Consider the following 23,628-nt stretch of genomic DNA (forward strand, 5'->3'; position numbering starts at 1 on the left):
TAGAAAAACTGTATGATGCAGCTAAAGCTTTAGATGACGATAGTATCTTAGAATTAATAGGACAAATTCCGGTTGAGAAATCTTTATTAGCGGAAAAGTTAATTAATTTAGTCAATGATTTTCAATTGAAGACTATTAGACAATTGATTGAATCTCTTAAATCAGGATAAACCATATAGCATTTCTCAGGCTAGTGAGGTAAACTATTATTTTTACTTCACTATTGCCTGTTGCCTGTTACCTGTTGCCTAAAGCCTAGAGTTTTGTACCTCACTCTTTTTGGGAATTGCTATAAAAATATGAATAATATATCAGAAAAAAATTCAGAAGGAACTATTTTAATCGTTGACGATCAACTTTCTAATTTAAAAATTTTAGCTACTCTTTTAAAAGATAATAATTATAAGGTAAAAAAAGCCATTGATGGAGAGAGTGCATTAATTTCTATTGAAACAGACACTCCCGATTTAATTTTACTAGATATAAAAATGCCCGACCTGAATGGCTACGAAGTTTGTGAACGTTTAAAAGAGCATCCTAAAACTAAAGATGTTCCAGTGATTTTTATTAGCGCTTTAAATGAAGTTTTTGATAAAGTAAAAGCATTTGAAGTAGGGGGAATAGACTATATTACTAAGCCTTTTCAAGAAGAAGAAGTTTTAGCAAGAGTTAAAAGTCAGTTAATTATTCAAAAACAAAAACAGTTATTAGAAAAAGAAAGAGAAAGTCTAAAACAAGAAATTAAACAACGCCAAGAAGCAGAAGCTATTTTATATCAATCTAGAGCATTGATTTCTGGTATTTTAAATTCCTCTCTTGATGGTATTGCAGCGATGGAAGCATTAAGAGACCAGAGAACAGGAAATATTATTGATTTTTCTTGTTTAGTTGTTAATCCAGTTATTGCTAGAGCTTTTAATCAAGAACCACAAGATTTAATTGGTAAATTAGTGCTGAAAAAGTTTTTACATAGAATTCATTATGATTTATTTACAGATTTAGTTAATGTGGTAGAAACTGGAAAATCTTTAGAGCAGGATATTTATTATAATAACCAAGAAGAAGGAAAATGGTATCATTTCATCGCCGTTAAATTAGGGGATGGTTTTGCTATTACAGTAAGAGATATTACAGAAAGAAAAAACTTAGAATTAACCCTTGAAGAAACTAATAAAGAATTAGAAACTTTTAGTTATAGTATAGCTCATGATTTCCGCGACCAATTAGAAACTATTGAGTCATTAACTCATTTTCTCAAAGAAGAATATGGAGATGATAATTATACCAATCAAAATGCTCAAGATTATTTTGATTTAATGTTTCAATCAACTGCTCGAACGCAGCAGATTATTAAAGATTTACTCATGTTGTCCAAGATAAAAAAAAGTCCAATAACTCTTGAATTAGTGCATTTAAGTAGTATAGTTCAACAAATACTAATGAAGCTTCAAATCAAAGAACCACAAAGAAAAGTTGAATTATTAATTCAGCCCAATGTTACAGATCAAGGGGATCAAAGATTTTTAACAATTGCTTTAGAAAATTTAATTGGTAATGCTTGGAAATATTCATCTAAAAAAGATGTTACTCAGATTGAATTTTGAGTTTTATCCGCAGAACAAAAAGAATTAGATTCAATCATTAATCAATGCTCTTTATATTACAAAGACAAAAGCTTATGTGTACAAAAATCAGATGTAATTTATTTTATTAAAGATAATGGTGCTGGCTTTAATATGGAAATATTCACAGAATTATTTACTCCTTTTAAGCGATTCCATTCAGATGATGAGTTTGAAGGAACTGGTATTGGTTTATCAATTGTGAAAAGAATTATTAATTGTCACCAAGGTTTAATTTGGTGTACTTCTCAAGTGGAAAAAGGCACAACTTTTTATTTTACTCTTAATAGCAGTATAAAAATTTAAAAAAGAAGCAGTTAGATAAATAGTTAGCCTCGAATAGCAGTGAGTATGCCTAAAAATTGAGGAGTCACAAAATTGTGAATTCTAGTCTATTTTTATGAAAACCGCTATAATTTTAATTTATGTTCTCTGTTTAGTGAAAATCCTAGTGTCGCTACGCGCAAGTCAAAAGTTAAAAGTTAAAAGTATTGATTGGTAAGGCTTTTAGGATTTTGTAACTGGTTAGTTATTTCTGCCATCCTGCACTAGAACTTTGCACCCAATCTACTGTGCGTGAAGATCATTTTCATTTTCTATTGCTATAATAAAAGAAGAAAAGGTGTTGGTAATTTGAGGTATGATATCATGTCCGGATAAGAGTGCCATAGAACTCCATTCTGTTTACGCGACCAAAAAACTTTCTCCTTCTATTCCTCTTCCTTCTTCTTTCTTCTCTCCTGACTCCTGACTTCCCCTCCTGGGAGGGGGAGGGGCGAGGGGTGGGTTGACTCCTAAGTAATGCGCGATTAATATCATACACGCGCTTTACCAACGCCGAAGAAAAAACTCTACAAACTGCTCTGATATAGATTGAAATCTAGGAGGGCCATTATGATTGAAATCAGTTCCAATCAACAGGATAACGTTCTTGCCTTTACTGCTCATGGTCGAGTCACTGGAGAGGACTACGAATCTGTTTTGATTCCCGCCATAGAGGCTAAGTTAAAAGAAAAACCCAAAATCCGCTTGCTTTATAATTTGGGCAGTGATTTTTCAGGGTTTGAAGCTAAAGCTTTATGGGATGATGCAAAAGTAGGTCTTCAACACCCAACTGCTTGGGAAAAAATTGCAGTTGTGTCCGATAATAAATGGGTTGTCGGAGCAACAAAACTGTTTAGATTTATTATTCCTTGCCCTGTAAAAGTATTCGACAATAATCAATTAGTGGGAGCCACTGAATGGATTAATTCGTAGGTTAAACAAGTAGTAATTGGTATAGCAGAAAGAAGAAGGAACGATTGAGGGACTGAAGTTAGAAAAATTTTGTGTTGTCGGAGTTTTAAGCTTTTGTTTGATATATCTGCGCCCTTTTCTTCTACTGCTATATATATTTATATTCAACTTCTTGGGATTTGCTCAACTTAATCTTTATTTATTATTATTGGGTTGCGAGATACGCTTAACCCAAACTGGTAGCGCGTCTAGCTTTATAGATGTGGGAGAGGTCAGATTAAGGGAGCGATCGCTCTATTCCCTATCCAATTATTTCAACCAATTCAACAAATCCTCCAAACTACTAAAACTTAAAGTTGCTCCTCCTAAATCTTCTAACTCTTTGGGGAACTTCGGTAATTCTACAAATATCATTGCTACTTCTTCGTCTCTATAGTCAAATAATTGCTCTTTCTCTTTAAACACAAAATGATTAATATATTTGCCGGTTTCTTCAAACATCTCAAAATTTGTAATCGTTAAAGCAATTACTGGTTTTAATTTCCGATATCCTTCCCTAGTTTTTAATTGATTGCCATAAGTTTTACACAAATTATAAACTACTCGCTTTTCAAAAGCCGTAACACTCAATACCTGCATTTAAATAGGGCTTGCGTATGGAAAGTCTTTTTGCTGGGGTAGGAGACAGGAGACAGGAGACAGGAGACAGGAGAAATGGATCGGGAGCGAGGAGGTAGAAGTAAGAATTGTCCCTAGATTTTTCTGCCCAACTATGCGCCTAAAATACTAACTTTTTGAGCGTTAATGACTGAAATAGGCGCACTTTTTTCGACCCCAAAAAGGCACTTTTCTTTATATGTCAATGCTTGTAGATTTAATCAGCAAGCCCTAAATAATCACATTGGAGCCGTCATTTAAGATAGCTTTCACATCTAGATAACTATCTTTCAAACTAATCGTATCTCCAGGATTATATGGGTCAATTATTTCCCAATCTTGAATCATAGATTCACCACCATATATTAGAGCATTCAAGAAACTAATCAAAATATCTTTACTCTCAGTTGAGCCAAATATTTTTTTGAAAGCAAAATCTGTTTTAGGACTAATAAATCTCATAGTTTTACTTTGTTTATCAACTCCAGTTATGGGGATTTAAACCCAAGCTTTTAGTGCGCTGAAAGCTGAGTTATGTTTGCAGAGCATTCCGGTACTGAAAATGCTGATAGCTAGTTAATTATTAATTGTTGAACCACAATTAATCTATTCTGACTCCTGAACTACTTAATACTTTTTTTCTCACTTCTAGTCCGCAAAAATTCTCCAACAATTGCAATCGCTCCTGAGCCTAAAATTAAAATTACACTCAGGGCATTAATATCAGGTTTTACCCCTGTACGAATCCTACTAAAAATTTCCATTGGCAAAGTTGTTGCCCCACTTCCTGAAGTAAAACTAGCAATTAAAAAATCATCCATACTTAATACAAAAGCTAGCAAACATCCAGATATAATTCCTGGCATTAATTGGGGTAACAATACTAGCAAAAAAGCTTGTACTGGAGTTGCTCCCAAGTCAAGGGCAGCTTCCTCTAAATTAGGGTCTAAATCTGCTAATCTTGTGGAAACAACTAAACCCACATAAGCTAGACAAAAAACAATATGAGCTGCAATTATTGTCCATAAACTTAATCTAATTGCCAATGCTGCTAAAAAGACTAGAGTCGCAACAGCGATCGCTATATCAGGAATAATTAATGGTAAATAAGAAACACCTAAGTATAAAGATTTGCCTCGAAATTTATATTTTGCTAAACCTACTGCCATTAAAGTACCAATAATTGCTGACACAGCCACAGCACAAAGAGCTACAGTTAAACTATTTTGTAAAGCATTTAAAACCCTAGTATCTTGAAAAAGCTTGACATACCATTGCAGGGTGAAGCCCTCCCATCCTGCACTATATTTAGATTTATTGAAACTATAAAAAGTCAAGACAAAAATTGGCAAGTACATAAACAAAAACATTAAAATTGTAAATATTACCTGCCAAGAAATATGAATTTTTGATTGAGATTTAGACATATCTATTGGGATATTATCTTCTGGATTTATTAAAGTATTTGTCATTTCAGTTATCAGTTATCAGTTATCAGTTATCAGTTATCAGTTATCAGTTATCAGTTATCAGTACCTCTACCTGAAGTCATATCAAATCCGGTAGCATCGGTGTTATTCAGTATTTTAAAGACAAGAGTCCATATTGTAGGGGTAAACGATCGTTCTTCTCTAACCATTGTATGACGACGACAGAATTATATTGCTCCGAAGCCAACGCATTTGAGACCAAGAGAAGAAAATTTTTTCCTTTGAGTCAATCCTATCCGCTTCCAAGGAGAGGTAATTATTAATTGTTGAATCCTACTTCCTCCCTCGTTCCTCCTGTCTCCTGTCTCCTGCCTCCTGTTTCCTGTTTCCTGTCTCCTGTCTCCTGTCTCCTGTCTCCTGTCTCCTGTCTCCTCCCCTTACGAAAAGACTTTTTCAGCAAACCCTACTTAGAGGGTTTACCATCGCCAAATTTTAGTAAAAGAGCGATCGCTATACTCACCCCCAAAATCATAACCATACTCAAAGCTGAACCAAACCCCCAATTTTGAGTAGCTCCTAAAAATTGATTATAAATTAATCGAGCAGCTGTCATACTAGAAGCACCACCCAATAATTCAGGGTCAACAAAATCTCCTAAAGAACTAATAAAAACTAATAAAGAACCCGCAGCAATACCAGGTAAACTTTGAGGAACAGTCACTTTCCAAAAAGTTTGTATAGGGGTTGCTCCTAAATCTGCCGATGCTTCTAATAATCTCCGGTCTAACTTTTCTAAAGAAGCATAAAGAATAGTCACAATATAGGGTAAATAACTATAACTCATACCAATCAAAACAGCGGGAGTTCGATTCAATACTTCTAAAGGTGGTAATCCAATAATTCCAATAATTGAGTTTAATACGCCAGTTGGTCGTAAAATTGTAATCCAAGCATAAGAACGTAATAAAGATGAAGTCCAAAGTGGCAAGACAAAACCTAATAAAAGTAAATTTCGCCACCGTTTGGGTGACATTAAAGCAATCCAATAGGCTACAGGAAATCCCAATAATAAACATAAAATTGTTGTACCTGTAGCAAAATAAATTGAACGCCAAATTACTTTTAAATTAATCAGGTCAAATACTCGTAAATAGTTACCAATGCCATCAGGGTTTACTAAATCTCCAGGTCGAATATTTTCTACTAAACTCAGTTGGAAAATTACTAAAGTCGGCAACACTAATATCAACAGTAACCATAAACCTGCCGGACCTAATAAAGCTAGAGGACCTAACAGTTTAGAAAATGTTTGACTTATACCATGTTTTGACTGAGAATTAGGGAAAGCTGGAGCAGACGGTTTAGTAGGTGTAGTCATATTTGTCAAGTCAAAATTCAAAAGTCAAAATTCAAAAATAATATTGTAGAAATTGGAACATTTCTCAAGGATTGGGTTCTATAGTGCTATACGAAGTTAAAAGTAAAAAGTTAAAAGTAATCTCTGACTGAGTTTTCGATGCCTAAATGCATAATGCTATATATTTTCAGGAACAAAGAAATTTATTAACTTTTACTGAGGATTTAATGACTAAAAAAAAGTTAGTAGAAAAATTCCATACATAAATCTACTCAGGAATTTGTCTTACTCCTTCCTCCTTCTTCCTTCTTGCAATTATACACTTCTTAATTTCGTCCAGTATTCATCATAAACTTCTTCATATTTACCCAGTGGAACTAAACTTTCACACTTTTCAATAATTGATTCTGGGGGAAATAAAGTAGGATCTTCTTTTAGTTCTTCTGATAATCTTCGATAAGCTTCACGAGAAGGTGTAGCAAAACTGAGTCTCTCCACAATTTCAGCAGCTATATCTGGCTGTAACATAAAATTAATCCACTGATAGGCACCATCAGGGTTAGGAGCATTTTTGGGAATCACTAATGTATCCGTCCACAGAGAGGAACCACTGCGGGGAGTAATATATTCTAAATCTTCATTTTCTGGTTTAATTTCTGCAGCATCAGAAGAATAACACATAGCTATCAACAAATCTTCTACCAAAATTTGAGACCGCCAACCATCTGTAGTAAAAGAGGCGATCGCTGGTCTAAGTATGAGTAACTCTTGGTAAGCTTCCCTGATACTTTCAACATTAGTAGAGTTGTAGGAATATCCCAGCTTTCGCAAAGCACACCCCATCACCTCGCGCACGTCATTAGCTAGAGTCAGGCGCTTTGATATTAAATTTTTATTTTCCCAGAGATACTCCCAGTCAGTGGGCGCAGTGGGTAACAGTTTGCTATTGTAAATTAAACCAGTAGTACCCCAACTTATGGGTACACTATAGACATTACCAGGGTCATATATAGGGTCTTGAAATTCTGGGAACAGATCGTCTAAACCAAGAATTAGAGAATGGTCTAACTCTGTCAACAAACCCAGGGATTCCATTTTTTGCACCATATAATCAGATGGATAGATGATGCTATATGCTCCACCTCCTCCAGCTTGCACTCTAGCTAGCATTGACTCATTAGAGTCAAACACATCTGCAACTACTTTGATACCTGTTTCATCGTAGAAGCGGTCTAGCAAATCTTGGTCTGTATAACCTGCCCAAGTATATATATAGAGTAAATCTGAATCTCCCTGCATTCGGGGGTTAGATTTTACTTCAGCTAATCTCCAACCACAGCTAGAAAGAGCTGAAGCTGCGATGGTAGCTGCTGACGTTTTGAGAAATTGACGTCTAGAAGTGCGAGCATCTTGCTTGTTAATAGATGCAGCAATAACATTTCCCCGATATTTCTCGAAATTAGTTGGAGGCACTTTCAATAATTAATAATTAATAATTAATAATTAACAATTACCTCTTCTTTTCAAGGAGAGGATTAGACTCTTAAGGAAAATTTTTTCTCCTTTCAAGGAGAGGCTTTAAACCTTAATTATTCGGTAATTTTTCAATAGTGAAAATTTAGTTTACATTTTTGTTATCTTGTCTCGCTTAGAGCCAAACAATCTTGTTTTGCCCAATAAAGATAGATAGGGGTATCTGCGCTGGGCAAAGTTCCTTGTGTACTGGGCTGCCTGATCGTCATGCGATCGCCTGACAACAAATTTACATGATAATATACATGAGTCCCCATATACATAACATTTATTAATCTACCTTCAAAGCAATTTTCTGATATATCTAGGGAATAAAGACTTAGCTCTATTTTTTCTGGCCGCACACTGACGACTACGGTAGCACCTGCATAAATCTCTCCGTTTTTTGCCTCTTCACTAACTGTTGATTGTTGTACAACAATTTTAATACCACGATCTGTCTTAACTACTATATTTGAATGATCGATAAATTCAACTCTACCCTGAAATAAATTCGTTTCTCCAATAAAATCTGCTACAAAAGGACTTTCAGGCCGCTCGTAAATTTCTTGAGGAGAACCTATCTGCTCTATTCTACCTTCGTGCATCACGGCAATACGGTCAGACATACTCATAGCTTCTTCTTGGTCGTGAGTTACCATCACAAATGTAACCCCTAAATCTTGATGTAAGCTAGACAATTCCATTTGCATTTGTTTGCGTAGTTTCAAGTCTAGGGCACCAAGAGGTTCATCTAATAATAATACTGCTGGACGATTTACCAACGCCCTTGCTAAAGCTACCCTTTGTTGTTGCCCACCAGATATTTGATTGGGATAGCGATCGGCAAATTTTTCCATTTTCACCAGTCGTAAAACTTGTGCCACTTTTTCTTCGGTTTCAGTTTTTCCTACACGTTTAATTCGTAGTCCAAAGGCAATATTATCTTTGACGCTGAGATGATTAAATAGAGCGTAGCTTTGGAAAACAGTATTTACAGGGCGACGGTAAGGAGGAGTTTGATTCATGGATACTCCCCTAATCATTATTTCACCTGCTGATGGGGATTCAAACCCAGCAATTAAGCGTAATGTTGTAGTCTTGCCACAGCCAGAAGGGCCAAGAATACTAAAAAATTCTCCTTGACGGATATTCAGGTCCACACCTCTTACTGCTGTATGGCCTTCAAACACTTTGAATACTTTACGCAGTTCAACGTCATTTTGGGTGTCGGTTACTGTTGTCCCTATATTTAGTGCAGTTTGAGTCATGGTTGCTATGTCATAAGTGGGAAAGTTACTCTGGAAATCTGGGTCTTATTGAATTTAAGTGTAATATTTTTCAGTATTTTAGCAGTTCTGGCTATTGCGCTTCATCTATTTGGGTCAGGACTTATACCATTTTGATAAATGTTTGCTACAAATAGCTAGGATATTTCTTAGAAGTCAACCCACCCCTCGCCCCTCCCCCTCCCAGGAGAGGAAGTCAGGAAGACTGAGTCACATGGGAATAGTTTCAATACCAGTTTTTAGCTAGGAAATTCTCTTTTTCTCTTGTTGCGCTACTAGGTGCGACTGGTGTGGTCGCGGGGTCGCACCGCTCTCTTGGTCGATTGGATATGGCGAGGAGACCCGTTCTTACAGACCCGCTCCGAAGATCGCCATCCCACCCTACGGGAAGCTACGCTAACGACCGCTTTGTCAAAGGGACATCTCCTGCAAATATCTTTATAATCATGCTGATTATTCGTAACATTCTTTTTTCATGCATGGTATTACGCATAACCACTAAATATAGTAGGGGTTAACGGCCGTTAACCCCTACAAATTTTGAATTGTTCTGCTTTTTAGTTGTTTGTCTAGGAAATGAAAAATAAGATTTTTCATATTTTTAATCTCCTATTGCAAAAATCTGTTGGGCGGTTAATTTAAGCTCTGGAAATGTAGGATAAATAATTTTTTCATCTCCTCTAAATTGTTGTACTTGATATTCTTCGTCAATTAACTGATAAATTGACAAAGTAGGTTTTTTGGGTTGCCTATATAATGTTTTTCCCTAATCCTAAATAATCAACTATCCAATATTCTGGTATTTCTAAACCCTCATAATCAATTAATTTATGACCATAAATTACGCCAATTTGTACTCACAAGTTCAATAATTAGCTTAATTGTTTTTCATTGAGTAATTGTGGAACGTTTTTTCCATAAAGGCTCATCTTTTAAAGCAGATTCATCCAGAAAAATTACGTCTGGATTATCACCAGATTTATTTGTATCTATCGGTTTAACAACTGCTTGCCTGGGAATAATATAAGGAAGTTCAAGAAGTTCGATTTGTACTCCTAGTTTAAGGGCGAGAAAACCTGCTACTTGTTCGTGAGTTCCTGTAGACTGTATTTCAAAAACAACTCCATTGTGTAATTCATCAGTACCATAACCATCTGGATAGCAATCTGAAAATTCGTCTAAGGTCATTAATTGTGGGGTAGCTTCTACAATCATATTAATCTCTTTTATGTAATTTTATATTAGTTCTATTCTACGATATTAATTGAGCGTTACATTTTAGCTCTCATTTCTAGAAAATTTATCGAATAATGAAGGTTTAAAGCTTCTCATTTTCAGGAGATACAAGAAAAAAATACTTTTAGTCAATCCTATTATTTTCAGGATAGGTAATTATTAATTATTACAGCAGTTTTCGAGTTGATAAGGTACAAAATTTTATGTTTTTAGGAAACACCGGATCTGTGTTCTGGGAACAAGGAATGAATAAAAATTATAGATTAGTCTTAAACTTTACCTCACTATCCTCAAATTTGCTGTAATTGTTAATTATTGGATAATTCCACCTATCAATTTAGTTATTCTGTCAGTAAATAATCATCAGTAGGTGAAGGAGATGCCTCCGGTTTAGGAGATGATTTTTCTATTTGCACATCATCTTTTTTCTCAGTAGATTCTTCTAATTGTTCGGGAGATTTTTCAGATGATGGTTTAGCTGTTTCCGGTTCATCTTTTTTTTCAGTAGATTCTTCTGTTTCAGCAGATGATTCTTCCGGTTTTTCTTGTTTTTCCCATTCTGCAACTGGTTTAGTTAAAACATTTTTGAAATTGACAGATAATAACAAAACAGACACCTCTTTTGGCGGTTCTCCTTCAGCTTCTACTTGAGAATATATAGAAGTACCATCAAAATCTGCTTTTCCTAAAAACAATCTCCTAGTTCGCTCATCTTGAAGTTTAATTTCTACAGTAATTTCTGGTTTTTCTAAACCATATTCAGATAACTGAGAAACAGGAGTATTAATAGAGCGATCGCTTTTTAATCCTGTTATTTGGTCTAACAAAAATTCTACTGTTAGTAAATCAGCTTCTTTTTCTGTAGGTCCAGTTATTTTCCAAGTTGCTTCTTTGGCATTTTCATCCTTTGTTAAAGTTAATATTTCTGATTCTTGTTTGATAGTAATAGCCTGAATTTCTTCTGACTTAAAATTAAACACCTGTTTTTGTTGTTCTTGCAATTCAGCTTGTTGCTGCTTACCTCTAATTTCATAAAAATAAACAAACCCACCTAAAGCAAGTGCTGTTAATATTAATGTTAAAGTTGTTTTCTTGATTTTCATAACATTTACGAGTTCTGAAAAAAGTTTTCTTCTCGAAGTAAATTAAATTTCAATCCTACATTTTGAACTTTAAAACGTAGTAGAAAGAATAAGGAGTCAGGAATCAGGAGAAAATAACGGTTGCCAATAGAAATAAAACAAATAAATAATTAAGTATTTATGTTTAATATTTTTCTGATAATTTGAGTTTGAAAAAGTTCAACTCCCTTCGGGAGAAGGAATAGGCAACAGGCAACAGTTAAATAAGGACTGGGAGAAGAAAAAAATCTTTTGCCTGTTCTTGGGGTAAGTTAAGTAGGTAGGAACGAAAAAAACAAAGTATGTAATAAAAAGTCAAGTAGCTCATAAGTCTCTTTCCTTTCCTAGGTCATGCTGCGCAAACAGCTCCTGCTGCCCTCTGCCTACTGCCTTTGTCTAAAAATAAACTTTAACGCCTAGCCTACCTACTTAGTCTAAACTCAAGTCTTTAAAGACTGTGTCAAAGTTGTTTTTTGTAATAATATAGTATAGTGATACAGTATGTTTAATATTTTTTGAAAGAGTCACAAATCTAATGAGGAAATTTCAATATTTATGAATATTAATCCAGCTTCTTATTTGCCTTTGCCACCTGGTAATTTAGGATTACCTTTTATTGGAAAAAACAAAATATTTCCAAAGAATTATCAAGACTATATAAAAGAAATGTACGAAAAATATGGTCCTATTTATCAAAGCAGAATTCGAGGTAAAAAATTTATTTACTTTCAAGGATATTAAGCTGTAAAATTTGTTTTCATTAGTTAAAACAAATACTTTACATCACCTATCATTTTCAAAAATTATCAAATAATTTTTGGTCAAACTGATATTACTAGGTTGGTAGGTAAAGAACATAGAGATAGACAAAAACTATTAGATCAAGTTCTCAATAAGCAAGGGCTAAATAACTATATTAATACCATTCATAATTTGAGTCAAGGCTATTTTTTAAAATGGATAAAATCTGATTTTGTAGATTTATATTTTGAAATAAATAATTATACTTTAGACCTTGTTTTGAAATTATTGCTAGGTATAGATTCTGCTTCATAAAGTGAAATCGGTAATTATTTAAAAGACATGAAGTCAGGATTAAATACCATTCCGTTAGCTTTTCTTTGGACTAAATTAGGTTGTGCTTTAAAAAGTAAGGATAAATTATTTAATCAATTTGAACAAATCATTGTAAAAAGACAGAAATAGAGTGATTTTGCTTCAGATGTATTAGGTATATTACTTACAGTTCGAGAACAAACGCATAACCAAATAACTATAACAGAAATAGTAGAACAAATGGTTAATCTTTTATCATTAGGAAAAAAGGAATTAAGTTCAGCATTAACTTCTTTTTTGATTTTAACAACAGAGCATTTAGATGTTTTAAACTTACTTCAAATAGAACATGAAAAATTGGATAAATTAGAACCACTATTTTTCGCTAAATTAAAGAAAATGGTTTATCTAGAAGAAGTTATCAAAGAAGTATTACGGCTAGCTCCTCCTGTGAGTGGTGGACTTCTCGAAGTTCTTCAAGATTGCTCTTTTGAGGGATTCCGAATTCCTAAAGGATGGAATGTAGGTTATCGAATTAGTTCAGTTCTTCAAGACCCAGAAATATATAAGCAACCAGAAAGATTTAATTCAGAACGGTTTAATCTTGTAAATGCTGAAGATCAAAAGAAACCTCTTTGTTATATCCCATTTGGAGGTGGTGTAAGGGAGCGTATAGGCAAAGAATTTGCTTATTTGGTCATCAAAATTTTTATATCTACCCTACTAGATAATTGTAGTTGGAAATTTAAAGAGAATCAAGATTTGACAATTAATACATTTCCTGTTACTCGCCCAGCAAATAAAATAGAAGTTTGCTTTACGCAAAAGTAAATTAACTGCCAAAATCTACAATAAAATGGCCTTGCTTACCTACTGTGAAAACCGATGCATCACCGTAGACTTCTGATGCCTTTAAAGACCCTAAACTCCAATTATAAATGATTTGTCACACTAGATTGTAATTTTTTCTCTTGCTGAAATCTCTTATGACTTTTCACTTTTACCGTAAGGATTCAACTATTAGTATTCAGCTTTTCCTGCGGAATGCTGCGCAAATAGCTTTTGAACTTAATACTTACTAAGGTTAGTTGATGACTTTTTTCTTAATAACTTTTAATTCTCCTTGGAGACTAATTTATCGTTCCAAAATAATGAGTTAATGGCTGATAGCTGACTGCTGAATGCTTACCTTTTACCTGTCTCCCTTTCTCTCAAATATTAATCTTTTCCAACTTTCTATTACTATAAATTTTAATTTATTGTCTTCGCCACCATATAATTCCACCAATTGTAAAGCCTAAAAATGGTAAAATTACTATTGCCATCCAACTTAAAAATCTAGCTCGTACTAACCTCATTGCAATACGACGGTTTGTGGTTTTTTTCGGACTAATAGAAAGTATTTTTTCTTCTGGTTTACCTAACCAAGAAACTGAGTTAAGAAAAACATCTTTATTGAGTTGTTGTTGAAACCAACCGTTTGTAGCAAATTGAGAATTTCCTAACACTACTAAACGTGCTTCTTCAGATGTATTTTCTGATTTTTCTACTGTTTCTGTCGGGTCAAATTCATCTGGTGGTTGACCAGGAAGTGGGGGAATAACTTCTGCTGAAGTTATCTCTTTTTGCTCTTCTAACTCGGAAGTAGAAGTTGCCACAGGTTCATTCGGTGGTTGACCAGGAAGTGGAGGAATGGGAGTAAGGTCTAATCCTGTTTCATCACTTTTTTCTACAGTAGAAGAACGAGTAAAAGCTACACCTATTGATAATGGTCCAAGGCGATCGCGACCCTCATTAAACTGTAACTGACCCCTTAAATCTGTTTCGGCCCAACTTTGGTCATTAGTCCAAATTAGAGGACTTTCTACTATTCCATCCACTGTTTCACTTTCTATAGGCCGTGCAAAAGGATATAATGAAATACCATTACTAAAATCATCAGTAATAGGATGTTCTCCATAGCTGCTAACTAATACCACCCAAGGGTCAAGACCTACTAACCGACCAATACTTGGGTCATCTATTGCTAGGCGATCGTCAACTAATACTCCCCACTCTTCAAATAAATCATCTAATTCTGGGTCGGTGCTTGGGTCTAACATAATAAACACACCACCACCTCCATCTAAATATTCTTTTAAAGCGGTAACTTCTGCCTCTAAAAATTCTCTTTGCGGACCAGCAATAATTATCACATCTGCATCTTCTGGCACTTGAGAAATACTTGCCAAATTTATCGACTCTACTATATATTTTTTATTTTCAAGAGCTTTTAGAGCTTCGGAAAAGCCTCTTCCCCCTTCTTCTAATTCCCTTTCACCGTGACCTTGAATAAAGTATATTGTTAAAATTTTGCCACCGAGTATTTCTTCTATGCTGTTAGTTAGTTTAGATTCTGTGAGAGGTTCTAGTTTTCTACTAATAATAACTTCTTTTCTTTCTCCTGCTTCGAGATGAATTTCTCCTAATTGTTTTACCCCAAATTCATTAGCTTTTCCTGGTTGTTTCTGGGGGTCTACTAACTCAAAATTAAATTTACCATTTCCTTGTCTTTGATAGTTTTCTATTAGTTGAGTATATTGAGGATTTTCTCCTCGATCGAATATCCAAAGTTTAACTGGTTGTTCGAGATTTTCTAATACTTCAATTGTTTGAGGCGATAATGTAAATTTTTGATTTTCAGTAAAGTCTATTCTAGTTTGATAACGAACTGCTAGAAAGTTAATTAGTGCCAAGATAATCAATACTGAAATAGTAGCAAAAATTGCGTTTGTCCCTGCTTCGGTTGCTCGACCACTCCACCAAGTTGTAGTTGAGTTTTGTTCTACAGAATAAGCTTGATAAAAAATCCACAAACCAATTATGACTATGCCAGTAGTGATTAAACTTAATGGTATAGGTTCCCAAGTTCCTGAAACAACACCTGCTGATACACCGATAATAGTTAAAATTGGTCCTAGCCAAAATATATAAGTCCAAGTACTTTTGATACTGTTCATATTATCTTTTTTTCTATCTGTAAATTGTCTTGAATAGGAAATCAGGAATAATAAAGTTTTACGGAAGTTAAAAGTAAAAAGTAATATTTTATAGGCTCAAAACTCTAATGCTAAACTAATTTCAGGAAATTATTTCACATCTAAAGTTTGAAACTCTTTGTAACACTCTTTTTTCAACTTAGTATAACACAGAAATAATATTATGAATAAATTTAGGGATTTATGCAATAAATTATTTACTTATTCCCTTTGTTTTTCATTACTGAATAATTAAGGTTTAAAGCCTCTCCTTTAAAGTAGAAAAAAGCGGTTGAGGGATGGCGAGGTCCCCTCGCCATATCCAATCAACCAAGACAGCGGTCGATCTTCGGAGCTTCCCGTAGGGTGGGATGGCGTACTTCGGAGCGGCTCTGATCAGAGCGGGTCTCCTCCCCATAATCGACCAAGAGAAGATTTTTTTTTCTTTTAGTAAATTCTCTTCTTTTCAAGGAGAGGTAATTATTAATTATTAATTGTTGAAATATCAGCATCAAATAAATGAAATGTAACAATATTCGGTGATTTAGTATAACTCTTATTTTTATCATATTTTTTTAATTCTCTACTCCTTCCAAAATACCCACTAAAACTTCACCTAAATCTTTTATGTCCTCTGGTATTCTAAATAAATTAATATCTTGTGTAATTTGTTGTTCGGCTTTATTTAATTTACCAAAACGCCAGACATATCCCATTGTTACTGCGCCATATAAAATATTGTTTTCTTCGACTTCAGCTAATGCAATTAACTCTACAGATAGCTGAGTAAAACCTCTAGTAAAATCGTCATTTTTAGCTTTAATAACTAATAAATTATTCTGAGAACGCAGTAAATAATCCAAACTACCTTTTAACCAATCATTGACTTTCAAAGGATATTCAATTCTTAACTGACAATGACAATAATGAACAATTTCCAATAAAATTGGAGAGACTAAAATTTCTCGTCTAGCAGTTTCATTACTTAAATTCACAAAGGGTAAAATATTTTTTAGTTTATTCTGTATTTCCGATAAACATTCTAATGTTTTTGTTGTCCTTGGCAAAGATAAATCAGATTTAACTAATGAATAATTTAACTCTGCTAAGATTTCATCAGCTTCATAAGGTAACTCAAAATAAGACCGAAAAGTATAAGATTGATCTTCCTGTAATATTTTTATTTTAGGCATTGCGAGACTCCATTAACTAAGTTATCAGTTATCAGTTATCAGTACCTCCTGGAATAGGGGACTATTAACCTTATTTATTGGTCAGAATAAATGGCTTCAATACCATTTTTTAGGTCAGAAATTAAGTAGGTAAGTGAAAAAAATTACAACTACGTCCGAAGCGACTGGAACGGAGTGGAAGGAAGCAATATCAAGGGTTTTGACTACATCAACATTTTGTTGAATAGCGAAGTTTATTTGCGCCTACCTACTTATCTCTTTTGTCAAAAAGACATCCTTACATTATTTTTTCACCGTTAGTATTATACCTATATTTCCCTACTCCCTATTCTCAAAAATTTCTATCCCCACTTTGCATTAATTCTACCTGGTTATGTTTCCCAAAGTTATGACGCTTCAACCCAATAAATATAATTTCGCCTATTGAATGGTTAGTGAGAGGAATTAAGAGTTGTCTGTCAAACATTCCTAATACTTTTCAAGCATCTAAATTTGACCAGTTTATCTATGGCAAGTTTGTAGGAAATGAAAGTGAATACCGTCTAGTTTCGCACAGTGAAAGTTTAAAGAATAATATCTCATAGCTGGAAGATATACATGAAAAAAATTATTACTTTTGGGGAATTTAAAGTAGCGATCATAATCGCCAAGCTGTAGAAATTTGTGGGAATAATACTTCTATTTTGCCAAAAAAACAAATTATACTTACTCAAGCTGCTCTTGCTAGTAGTCGGGATAAAAAAACACCTTTGTTGAATGGAAACAGCTCATTTTTCCAGCACCGTTATATTTTTGTTTATGAAGCAGAAATGGCTGAATTTAACAATCTATTTTTTTGGTTATTAGTAGCTTTGAATGATATATCAATACCAACTTTCAGTGATGTCAATTTGCCTTATCATTATGAGAAAAATTCCTAAATTTTGGGAAAATAAAGCTTTTTTAACTTATTACCAAAAGATGAAAAAGTAAAGATTCCAATAGAAAAATTTTGTGAAGAGCTTCCCGAATATGTGAAAAAGATTTCGCTTCAAGCACTAGCAGTAATTTTGAATGGTAAAAGACTATTGCTTACTGGAGAACAAGAGGAAAAAGACTAATTACTTATTAATTCTCTATAGTATTTTCCTTTTCCTCCCTACTAATGCACATAATAAAATATCTTTAGCTATAGGTTAGGTTGACCCTGAATACTGTAAGTGGGCACAAATAATAGTTAAGCTAGATAGTTCTTCAATACATTTACGGGTTTGGCGTTAGTTGGAGAAATCACGAGGGATAATTTTAAAAATCTGTTGATCGAACAACTTTTTCCTATTCTAGATATAGAAACTTTTAATCAAAGTAATTTAAAGCAATATTGGCAGAAAAATTTTCCTGATGCACTAGATTCTTTGAATTTATATTTATTAGAAAAATAGAGAGGTATTTTCCATATTCCTGAGATTGCTAATGGTTTAGAACTTATATCATGTCCGGATAATTAGTGATAAAAAAAAGTTTCTCTTTACTTCTTCTTTCTTCCCTCCTGACTCCTGATTCCTTAGTCGTTTATTTATAACTGTTCAACCGGACATGATATTACTAATTATGAAGCTAGTAAGCTTTATATGACTTGTCTAGAATTACACTCATCAACCTATGAACAAAGTTTGCCACTATTGGAATCTATGATTGAAAAGAGCATCAGTTTTCTAGAAGAGAGAGTTAAGTTTCAGACAGATAATTTTATGGCAGTTTATCAATGGTTTAATTCTCTATATTTTCAAGATAAATCCCCAAGCAAATTTACGGATAAGTCTCTGACAAATTTTCAGATAAACCTCTAGATCCGTTTGAATTATTTTTAACCTCAAGGAAAGTCCCAAATAATAGCTTGAAAGATTATCTAGAGACTTATCTAGAGAAAGTTGAGTTCCTTTTTTCTTTACGAGGACTATATAAAACGGAAGATTTTTCTGGATAAAACTATAGGAAAAGGTTTTCCTGTTGAGATTCTAGAAACATGGCTCAAACTATTGAATACTCACTCAGAAGGTCAAGAGGTAGAAGCAGAATTTATGATTAGTAAAGCTTGGTATTTTCTAAATCATAAAACACTCAGATAAATGCGATAAAATCTAACAGACACTTACAAAAAATATGTAGGCAAATTTATTCAGTGGGCAAATCAACAGGAGCGTTTAGATTTAACTCTATTGAGTTAATTAGTGGAGGACTTATTGAGTACATCACTGAAATCTGGTGTCGGTAAAAATCAATTGATGAAAGTCTATAGAATTTGTTAATGTCTGAAGGTGTATTATCAAAGTTGAGCAATGAAGATTGTCTGAAGTTAATAAATGTTCACAGGTATTTAGGTGCAAATACATTATTGTTACCATTAACCAATTTAGATGACAGAGTGAAAAATTTTTCTCTGGAAGAAAAGAAGTATTTGGAGAAATATAAAAGAGAAATAGTAGATCCGTTTCAAGACTTTCTACTTAATCAATAACAAGACACTTATCTTAAGCTTTATTTACACACACTCTCTGATTTTTTCCTATCAGTCAAATACACTACTAGCAGGCAAGAGGCCCACAGTACAGTCATAAAAAAACCTTCTCCCTTATGAACCTTTCTTTCCCTTCTTCCTTCTTTCTTCCTCCTTCCTCCTTCCTCATTAAGAACGCTGGAACCGTAAAGCATCAATTGATTGAGCAGTTAAAAATACTCCCAAAACAATATAACTCAACAACATAATTATGCTGCTAGTATCCACAAGTCCCTGAATAATATTAGTGTAATGTGTCAGCATTGATAAATGTCTTAATGCCTCTGCTAAAGGACCACTAACATTATTTGCTACAACATCAATTACCCACAAAAATAATACTAAAGCAAAGGTAAGAATGGCAGACAAAATTGTACTATCTGTCAAAGAAGAAATAAACATTCCTAATGATAATACTGCTCCAGCTAGTAAAATTAAACCTCCATGTCCTAACAAAAGTAAAACTGGCGAAATAGGTGGTTCAGCAGCACCAATAGCAATAGCTTCTAACCCTAACAATGGCAATACCATAGAAATATAAAATGTTAATACAGCTAATAATTTTCCTGTTGCTACTGCCCAGTTAGTTATAGGTGAAGTTGCTAATAATTCTAAAGTGCCTCGTTTTCTTTCTTCTGCATATAAACTCATGGATAACATCGGCAGTAAAAACAAAGAAAGAGAACCCATAATACCCAAATAAGCCTTCAAAAATTCGTAGGGCGCATCGACTGGCGGTTCAGTAATTCCTAATTGGTCTCTAGTCGCAATTTGTTGAATAATTCCATCAGGTCCTAATAAAATAGCAACTAAAAAATATCCTGCCAATAACCAAAATATTCCTGTAATTGCATAAGCTAATGGTGATGCAAAATATCCTTGTAACTCTTTTCTATAAATTGCCAAAATATTGCTAATTACTACTAGCATTGCTTAATATCCTTTTGATTTTTTTGTGGTCTGGAAGTGATACCATTTTGAAAAAATAATGGTAAGCATTTCCTGCGGAATGCTGCGCAAACAGCTATTAGCATTCAGCATTCAGCATTCAGCATTCAGATGCATGAACGTACAGGACTTACTAAGGTTAGCTTGTTACCTTTTTCTTTCCTGCGGAATGCTGCATAAACATAATTTTAAATTCTCCTTCTCAGATAATAAGTTAATAACTGATAAATGATAAATGATAACTGATAGCTAATTACTGAATGCTTACAAATAATGTTACGAATAATAAGTGTGATTAAAAGGGAGGTGCAGGAGATATCCCTTTGATAAAGCGGTGAGACCCTGCGACGACTCCAGTCGCAAGCGTTCGGAACCCGGTGAGGTCTCCTTGCCATGGGAACCCCAACCAAGAGAGGGAACGCGCACCAAGAGAGAAAGAGAATTTCCGACCTAAAAACTGGTATTAAAGCCATTCATTCTGACTCCTGACTTCTGACTCCTAATAAATACCCTAGTTATTTGTAGCAAATATTTATCAAATTTATTGTAGGCGATCGCCTCAATTTTTCTTTTCTTCTTGAGCATCTGTTTCTGTCACATCTTGCCAAGGATCGGGAAGAGGATTTTGATTTTTCTGAAGTTCAATATTTCGGTCATTATTCACTTTATCTATGACAGAATTTGCCGATGCTTCAATCGATGAATTTTTAGGAATATCACCTGTAGTTAACCCTAAGAAAACATCTTCTAAACTAGCACGAGTTCGGCGCAACTCGCATAAACTCAAACCATTTGTAACTATAGTATTAGCAATTTCTTTTCCTGGTTCCATATCTGGTTGAGATTTTATTTGTATTCTGAAGCGACTTTCATTATCTGACTTAATTTTTTCTAGAGATTGAACCCCCGGAACTTCAGCTAATAACTTTAATCCTGTTTCCATTGCCTGATTTTCTCCCTCAATTTCTACTTCATATCCCCACCCACTTGCTGATTTATTACTCATTTCTTCAGGACTACCTGTAGCGACAATTTCACCATAATTAATAATCGTCACTCGATTACAAGTCATACTAACTTCCGGCAAAATATGAGTAGACAAAATAATTGTATGGTCATTAGCAAGACTCTTAATCAAATTCCTAACTTCAATAATTTGTCTAGGGTCAAGACCAACAGTAGGTTCATCTAATATAATTACTTGCGGGTCGTGTACCAAAGCTTGAGCAATACCAACCCTTTGTTTATAACCCTTAGAAAGTTTTCTAATTAATATTTTCCGCTTATCTAATAACCCACATCTCTTCATTGCCACCTTAACTTTAGAAGAGCGATCGCCCGCAGGAACACGTTTAATTCTTGTCACAAAAAATAAAAAACTTTCCACAGTCATTTCTGGATACAAAGGCGGAATTTCTGGTAGATAACCAATCAATTGTCGTACTGCCATAGAATCTTCATGGACATCATAACCAGCAATTTTAGCCGTGCCACTCGTAGCAGGCAAATATCCAGCTAATATCCGCATTGTTGTAGTTTTACCTGCACCATTCGGACCTAAAAATCCCAATATTTCTCCTTGTTGTACAGCAAAGGATACCTCCTTAATTGCTGAGGTTGAACCATAAATTTTGCTTAACTTCTCAACTTCAATCATTATGACCTTAAATAAGCGATTAAGTCTAAACTTTTAATGATAAACTATTAATAGGTAGATTACCTCAAATATTGGGTAAAAATATAGCTTTGCTAACTGACTATAAAATCCGATAAAATCATCATTTACTATTTTATACCAGTGAGTTTATTCTAAATTTTTCAAGACAAAACTAGCTATCAATATTGTTTGTCTTAACTTTAAAAAGCATTCCGATACGAAAAATACCGATCGCTAGTTAATAAAAAATTAGTTTAACTTTAACTTTAGGTGAAAATATCATGTTAAAAATTAAAACCATACTAGCCATATTAGCAGTAGCCACATTCCTACTACCCAGCAATCAACTATCAGTTAAGGCCAACCCAACTTCCTCAGAAAATTCTACCCCAACAGAACAGACAAAAGACACCGAACAACCAAAAAATATATACGAACAGGCCAAACAAGAACTACCTGATGACCTTTACACACTGTATCGAATCGTTGACCGTATTGCTAGAGCTAATGGACTTGATGAAAAACCTTGGCGAATAATCATATTTCCCAAATATGAAATCAATGCCTTTGCTACAGAAGTTAATCTCATTGCAATGTACAATGGTATCCTAGACCAACTTGTAGGCGATGCCTCTGCCATAGCTTGTATAGTTGCCCACGAAATGGCACATCATACTGAAAGGCACATAGCTTTAGCCCCAGTAGAAAAACTTGCTTTGATCGAAAAAATTGAACAAGAGGCTCAACAAGAAGTTTTAGCAGAAAAACAGGATGCTCAAGCAGAGGCAACTGGTACGTCTATCGGAGGTACTGCAGCTAGAGTATTTGGAGGCAGAGCAGGGAGAGTTGGTGGTGCTGTTTTGGGCAATGCTAGTCGTCAACGCACTAAAGCAAGCCAAGAAAAAATAAATGAAATTGTTGCTCAGAAAAAAGAAGAATTAGAACAAACTTTGGCTGAAGAAGGCCGTAAAAGAGAATTGGAAGCTGACGAAAAGGGATATTTGTATTCAGCAAAGGCAGGTTTTGAACCAGAAGGTTGTTTAAGAGCAATGAATGTTTTGCTGCAAACTCCAAGCGCTGAATTTGATACTACTCATCCCGCTGTACCTAAACGTATTGAAGCTCTAAAAGATTTAATGGTCAAATCTCCAGCAACATCTCTAGTAGAAGAGGCTAAAGCCCTTATTTCTCAAACTGAACCTTTGAGTTATGATTTTTCTAAAGATGGAGCATCTTTGAGAGTTAATTCTAGCCGTGGTGGTTCCTCCGCAGATGATATAGAACGTTTATTTGATTATTAGACATCTGGTAAAAATCAAAAAGAAAATCAATTCTTATCCATAAATTATCAATTATTTCCCTCCTGGGAGGGGTTCGGGGTTGGTTCCCTGTTGCCAGATAAGCTGTTGCCTGTTGCCTCTTTTCTGGAGATGTTTATTGACATCCTCTCTGGTCTAAAGACGCGGAGATTCCTACCGAACCTTAGTTCTTCGGCGAGTTTACGTTTTGCTAGCGCAAAGCTCCGCTAATACAGGGTGCTGCTTCCTTGGCGGTAGTCTGATGCTTCCCTCCACGTCTGTTTTGAGTCTCCGCAATTTGCAGCTCCTCCTCCGGAGGCATGTCCAAGGAGCGACTAATATATTTATAGCAATGAGCGCTGGCATCTTTACATATTACATAAATATTGATAATGTAACATAAAAGTAACTGTATGAGCTGTATTTTTCATAAATTAGGCGATCGCTAAAGGTTAAAGTTTTA

The 23,628-nt window shown here is 34.4% G+C and carries 26 protein-coding genes and 1 pseudogene; 12 read left to right on the forward strand and 15 right to left on the reverse strand.

The window, feature by feature from the left end:
- The first annotated feature begins 299 nt into the window (after positions 1-299).
- Both F6K27_RS07570 and F6K27_RS07575 read left to right on the forward strand, forming a co-directional pair.
- Positions 300-1,604, forward strand: a complete 1,305-nt coding sequence (locus F6K27_RS07570; RefSeq protein WP_287278952.1) for a response regulator — start codon at positions 300-302, stop codon at positions 1,602-1,604.
- A gap of 96 nt (positions 1,605-1,700) precedes the next feature.
- On the forward strand, positions 1,701-1,928 hold the full coding sequence (locus F6K27_RS07575; protein WP_287278965.1) for an ATP-binding protein: 228 nt from the start codon (positions 1,701-1,703) through the stop codon (positions 1,926-1,928).
- A gap of 378 nt (positions 1,929-2,306) precedes the next feature.
- On the opposite strand, the gene F6K27_RS07580 is transcribed toward F6K27_RS07575, so the two are convergent.
- Positions 2,307-2,441 (reverse strand): hypothetical protein, encoded by a 135-nt coding sequence (locus F6K27_RS07580; protein ID WP_287242304.1) that lies wholly within the window; start codon positions 2,439-2,441, stop codon positions 2,307-2,309.
- Positions 2,442-2,516: 75 nt separating this feature from the next.
- On the opposite strand from F6K27_RS07580, the gene F6K27_RS07585 reads away from it, so the two are divergent.
- The gene (locus F6K27_RS07585) at positions 2,517-2,879 is read left to right on the forward strand and encodes an STAS/SEC14 domain-containing protein (protein WP_124144442.1); all 363 of its coding nucleotides are present in this window, start codon (positions 2,517-2,519) and stop codon (positions 2,877-2,879) included.
- 288 nt (positions 2,880-3,167) lie between these two features.
- Here the strand turns inward: F6K27_RS07585 and F6K27_RS07590 are convergent, their stop codons facing one another.
- The 9 genes and pseudogenes from F6K27_RS07590 to F6K27_RS07625 form a co-directional block, all read right to left on the reverse strand.
- The gene (locus F6K27_RS07590) at positions 3,168-3,497 is read right to left on the reverse strand and encodes an Rpn family recombination-promoting nuclease/putative transposase (protein WP_353735951.1); all 330 of its coding nucleotides are present in this window, start codon (positions 3,495-3,497) and stop codon (positions 3,168-3,170) included.
- A 252-nt stretch (positions 3,498-3,749) separates the two neighbouring features.
- Positions 3,750-3,977 (reverse strand): annotated as a pseudogene (locus tag F6K27_RS07595) (PD-(D/E)XK nuclease family transposase); the annotation flags it as partial.
- A 161-nt stretch (positions 3,978-4,138) separates the two neighbouring features.
- Positions 4,139-4,987, reverse strand: coding sequence for an ABC transporter permease (locus tag F6K27_RS07600; protein ID WP_287278953.1), 849 nt, complete (start codon positions 4,985-4,987; stop codon positions 4,139-4,141).
- Positions 4,988-5,408: 421 nt separating this feature from the next.
- Complete coding sequence (locus F6K27_RS07605; RefSeq protein WP_124144447.1) at positions 5,409-6,323, reverse strand: ABC transporter permease; 915 nt, start codon at positions 6,321-6,323, stop codon at positions 5,409-5,411.
- A 294-nt stretch (positions 6,324-6,617) separates the two neighbouring features.
- Positions 6,618-7,724 (reverse strand): PotD/PotF family extracellular solute-binding protein, encoded by a 1,107-nt coding sequence (locus F6K27_RS07610; protein WP_192901097.1) that lies wholly within the window; start codon positions 7,722-7,724, stop codon positions 6,618-6,620.
- A gap of 212 nt (positions 7,725-7,936) precedes the next feature.
- Positions 7,937-9,085, reverse strand: coding sequence for an ABC transporter ATP-binding protein (locus F6K27_RS07615; RefSeq protein WP_287278954.1), 1,149 nt, complete (start codon positions 9,083-9,085; stop codon positions 7,937-7,939).
- A gap of 619 nt (positions 9,086-9,704) precedes the next feature.
- The gene (locus F6K27_RS33575; RefSeq protein ID WP_353735952.1) at positions 9,705-9,833 is read right to left on the reverse strand and encodes a hypothetical protein; all 129 of its coding nucleotides are present in this window, start codon (positions 9,831-9,833) and stop codon (positions 9,705-9,707) included.
- 158 nt (positions 9,834-9,991) lie between these two features.
- Complete coding sequence (locus F6K27_RS33580; RefSeq protein WP_353735143.1) at positions 9,992-10,318, reverse strand: hypothetical protein; 327 nt, start codon at positions 10,316-10,318, stop codon at positions 9,992-9,994.
- A 362-nt stretch (positions 10,319-10,680) separates the two neighbouring features.
- Positions 10,681-11,442, reverse strand: a complete 762-nt coding sequence (locus F6K27_RS07625; RefSeq protein ID WP_287278955.1) for a DUF4340 domain-containing protein — start codon at positions 11,440-11,442, stop codon at positions 10,681-10,683.
- A 573-nt stretch (positions 11,443-12,015) separates the two neighbouring features.
- Between F6K27_RS07625 and F6K27_RS07630 the strand changes: the two genes are divergently transcribed.
- The 3 genes from F6K27_RS07630 to F6K27_RS07640 all read left to right on the forward strand — a co-directional run bounded on the left by F6K27_RS07630 (position 12,016) and on the right by F6K27_RS07640 (position 13,347).
- The gene (locus F6K27_RS07630) at positions 12,016-12,201 is read left to right on the forward strand and encodes a hypothetical protein (RefSeq protein WP_287278956.1); all 186 of its coding nucleotides are present in this window, start codon (positions 12,016-12,018) and stop codon (positions 12,199-12,201) included.
- 99 nt (positions 12,202-12,300) lie between these two features.
- A complete protein-coding gene (locus F6K27_RS07635) occupies positions 12,301-12,516 on the forward strand; it encodes a hypothetical protein (RefSeq protein WP_287278957.1) in 216 nt (71 codons plus the stop codon).
- A 177-nt stretch (positions 12,517-12,693) separates the two neighbouring features.
- The gene (locus F6K27_RS07640) at positions 12,694-13,347 is read left to right on the forward strand and encodes a cytochrome P450 (RefSeq protein WP_287278966.1); all 654 of its coding nucleotides are present in this window, start codon (positions 12,694-12,696) and stop codon (positions 13,345-13,347) included.
- Positions 13,348-13,772: 425 nt separating this feature from the next.
- Here the strand turns inward: F6K27_RS07640 and F6K27_RS07645 are convergent, their stop codons facing one another.
- A complete protein-coding gene (locus F6K27_RS07645; RefSeq protein WP_287278958.1) occupies positions 13,773-15,515 on the reverse strand; it encodes a Gldg family protein in 1,743 nt (580 codons plus the stop codon).
- Positions 15,516-16,108: 593 nt separating this feature from the next.
- The gene (locus tag F6K27_RS07650) at positions 16,109-16,726 is read right to left on the reverse strand and encodes a hypothetical protein (RefSeq protein ID WP_287278959.1); all 618 of its coding nucleotides are present in this window, start codon (positions 16,724-16,726) and stop codon (positions 16,109-16,111) included.
- A gap of 683 nt (positions 16,727-17,409) precedes the next feature.
- Here F6K27_RS07650 and F6K27_RS07655 point away from each other — a divergent pair.
- From F6K27_RS07655 to F6K27_RS07675, 5 genes are all read left to right on the forward strand, one after another.
- Positions 17,410-17,646: a hypothetical protein gene (locus F6K27_RS07655; RefSeq protein ID WP_287278960.1), complete on the forward strand. Its 237-nt coding sequence runs from the start codon at positions 17,410-17,412 to the stop codon at positions 17,644-17,646.
- Positions 17,647-17,976: 330 nt separating this feature from the next.
- A complete protein-coding gene (locus F6K27_RS07660) occupies positions 17,977-18,147 on the forward strand; it encodes a hypothetical protein (RefSeq protein ID WP_161564459.1) in 171 nt (56 codons plus the stop codon).
- A 189-nt stretch (positions 18,148-18,336) separates the two neighbouring features.
- Positions 18,337-18,555, forward strand: a complete 219-nt coding sequence (locus tag F6K27_RS07665) for a hypothetical protein (RefSeq protein WP_124144454.1) — start codon at positions 18,337-18,339, stop codon at positions 18,553-18,555.
- Positions 18,556-18,636: 81 nt separating this feature from the next.
- Positions 18,637-18,834, forward strand: coding sequence for a hypothetical protein (locus tag F6K27_RS07670; RefSeq protein ID WP_124144455.1), 198 nt, complete (start codon positions 18,637-18,639; stop codon positions 18,832-18,834).
- 179 nt (positions 18,835-19,013) lie between these two features.
- Positions 19,014-19,223, forward strand: a complete 210-nt coding sequence (locus tag F6K27_RS07675) for a hypothetical protein (RefSeq protein ID WP_124144456.1) — start codon at positions 19,014-19,016, stop codon at positions 19,221-19,223.
- Positions 19,224-19,391: 168 nt separating this feature from the next.
- Here the strand turns inward: F6K27_RS07675 and F6K27_RS07680 are convergent, their stop codons facing one another.
- From F6K27_RS07680 to F6K27_RS07690, 3 genes are all read right to left on the reverse strand, one after another.
- A complete protein-coding gene (locus F6K27_RS07680; RefSeq protein ID WP_287278961.1) occupies positions 19,392-20,192 on the reverse strand; it encodes an ABC transporter permease in 801 nt (266 codons plus the stop codon).
- A gap of 468 nt (positions 20,193-20,660) precedes the next feature.
- Complete coding sequence (locus tag F6K27_RS07685; protein WP_287278962.1) at positions 20,661-20,795, reverse strand: hypothetical protein; 135 nt, start codon at positions 20,793-20,795, stop codon at positions 20,661-20,663.
- The gene (locus F6K27_RS07690; RefSeq protein WP_287278963.1) at positions 20,770-21,867 is read right to left on the reverse strand and encodes an ABC transporter ATP-binding protein; all 1,098 of its coding nucleotides are present in this window, start codon (positions 21,865-21,867) and stop codon (positions 20,770-20,772) included. The genes F6K27_RS07685 and F6K27_RS07690 overlap by 26 nt, the downstream gene beginning before the upstream one ends.
- A gap of 281 nt (positions 21,868-22,148) precedes the next feature.
- On the opposite strand from F6K27_RS07690, the gene F6K27_RS07695 reads away from it, so the two are divergent.
- Positions 22,149-23,168, forward strand: coding sequence for a M48 family metallopeptidase (locus F6K27_RS07695; protein ID WP_287278964.1), 1,020 nt, complete (start codon positions 22,149-22,151; stop codon positions 23,166-23,168).
- Positions 23,169-23,628: the final 460 nt, after the last annotated feature.

Origin of the sequence: Okeania sp. SIO2F5 (assembly GCF_010692685.1) — a bacterium.
Taxonomy (GTDB): Bacteria; Cyanobacteriota; Cyanobacteriia; order Cyanobacteriales; family Microcoleaceae; genus Okeania; species Okeania hirsuta.

Coding starts and splice junctions, on each gene's coding strand:
- F6K27_RS07570 (WP_287278952.1), top strand. CDS start 300: ATGAATAATATATCAGAAAAAAATTCAGAAGGAACTATTTTAATCGTT.
- F6K27_RS07580 (WP_287242304.1), bottom strand. CDS start 2,441: ATGATATTAATCGCGCATTACTTAGGAGTCAACCCACCCCTCGCCCCT.
- F6K27_RS07585 (WP_124144442.1), top strand. CDS start 2,517: ATGATTGAAATCAGTTCCAATCAACAGGATAACGTTCTTGCCTTTACT.
- F6K27_RS07590 (WP_353735951.1), bottom strand. CDS start 3,497: ATGCAGGTATTGAGTGTTACGGCTTTTGAAAAGCGAGTAGTTTATAAT.
- F6K27_RS07600 (WP_287278953.1), bottom strand. CDS start 4,987: ATGACAAATACTTTAATAAATCCAGAAGATAATATCCCAATAGATATG.
- F6K27_RS07605 (WP_124144447.1), bottom strand. CDS start 6,323: ATGACTACACCTACTAAACCGTCTGCTCCAGCTTTCCCTAATTCTCAG.
- F6K27_RS07615 (WP_287278954.1), bottom strand. CDS start 9,085: ATGACTCAAACTGCACTAAATATAGGGACAACAGTAACCGACACCCAA.
- F6K27_RS33580 (WP_353735143.1), bottom strand. CDS start 10,318: ATGATTGTAGAAGCTACCCCACAATTAATGACCTTAGACGAATTTTCA.
- F6K27_RS07625 (WP_287278955.1), bottom strand. CDS start 11,442: ATGAAAATCAAGAAAACAACTTTAACATTAATATTAACAGCACTTGCT.
- F6K27_RS07630 (WP_287278956.1), top strand. CDS start 12,016: ATGAATATTAATCCAGCTTCTTATTTGCCTTTGCCACCTGGTAATTTA.
- F6K27_RS07645 (WP_287278958.1), bottom strand. CDS start 15,515: ATGAACAGTATCAAAAGTACTTGGACTTATATATTTTGGCTAGGACCA.
- F6K27_RS07650 (WP_287278959.1), bottom strand. CDS start 16,726: ATGCCTAAAATAAAAATATTACAGGAAGATCAATCTTATACTTTTCGG.
- F6K27_RS07665 (WP_124144454.1), top strand. CDS start 18,337: ATGACTTGTCTAGAATTACACTCATCAACCTATGAACAAAGTTTGCCA.
- F6K27_RS07675 (WP_124144456.1), top strand. CDS start 19,014: ATGTCTGAAGGTGTATTATCAAAGTTGAGCAATGAAGATTGTCTGAAG.
- F6K27_RS07680 (WP_287278961.1), bottom strand. CDS start 20,192: ATGCTAGTAGTAATTAGCAATATTTTGGCAATTTATAGAAAAGAGTTA.
- F6K27_RS07685 (WP_287278962.1), bottom strand. CDS start 20,795: ATGCTCAAGAAGAAAAGAAAAATTGAGGCGATCGCCTACAATAAATTT.
- F6K27_RS07690 (WP_287278963.1), bottom strand. CDS start 21,867: ATGATTGAAGTTGAGAAGTTAAGCAAAATTTATGGTTCAACCTCAGCA.
- F6K27_RS07695 (WP_287278964.1), top strand. CDS start 22,149: ATGTTAAAAATTAAAACCATACTAGCCATATTAGCAGTAGCCACATTC.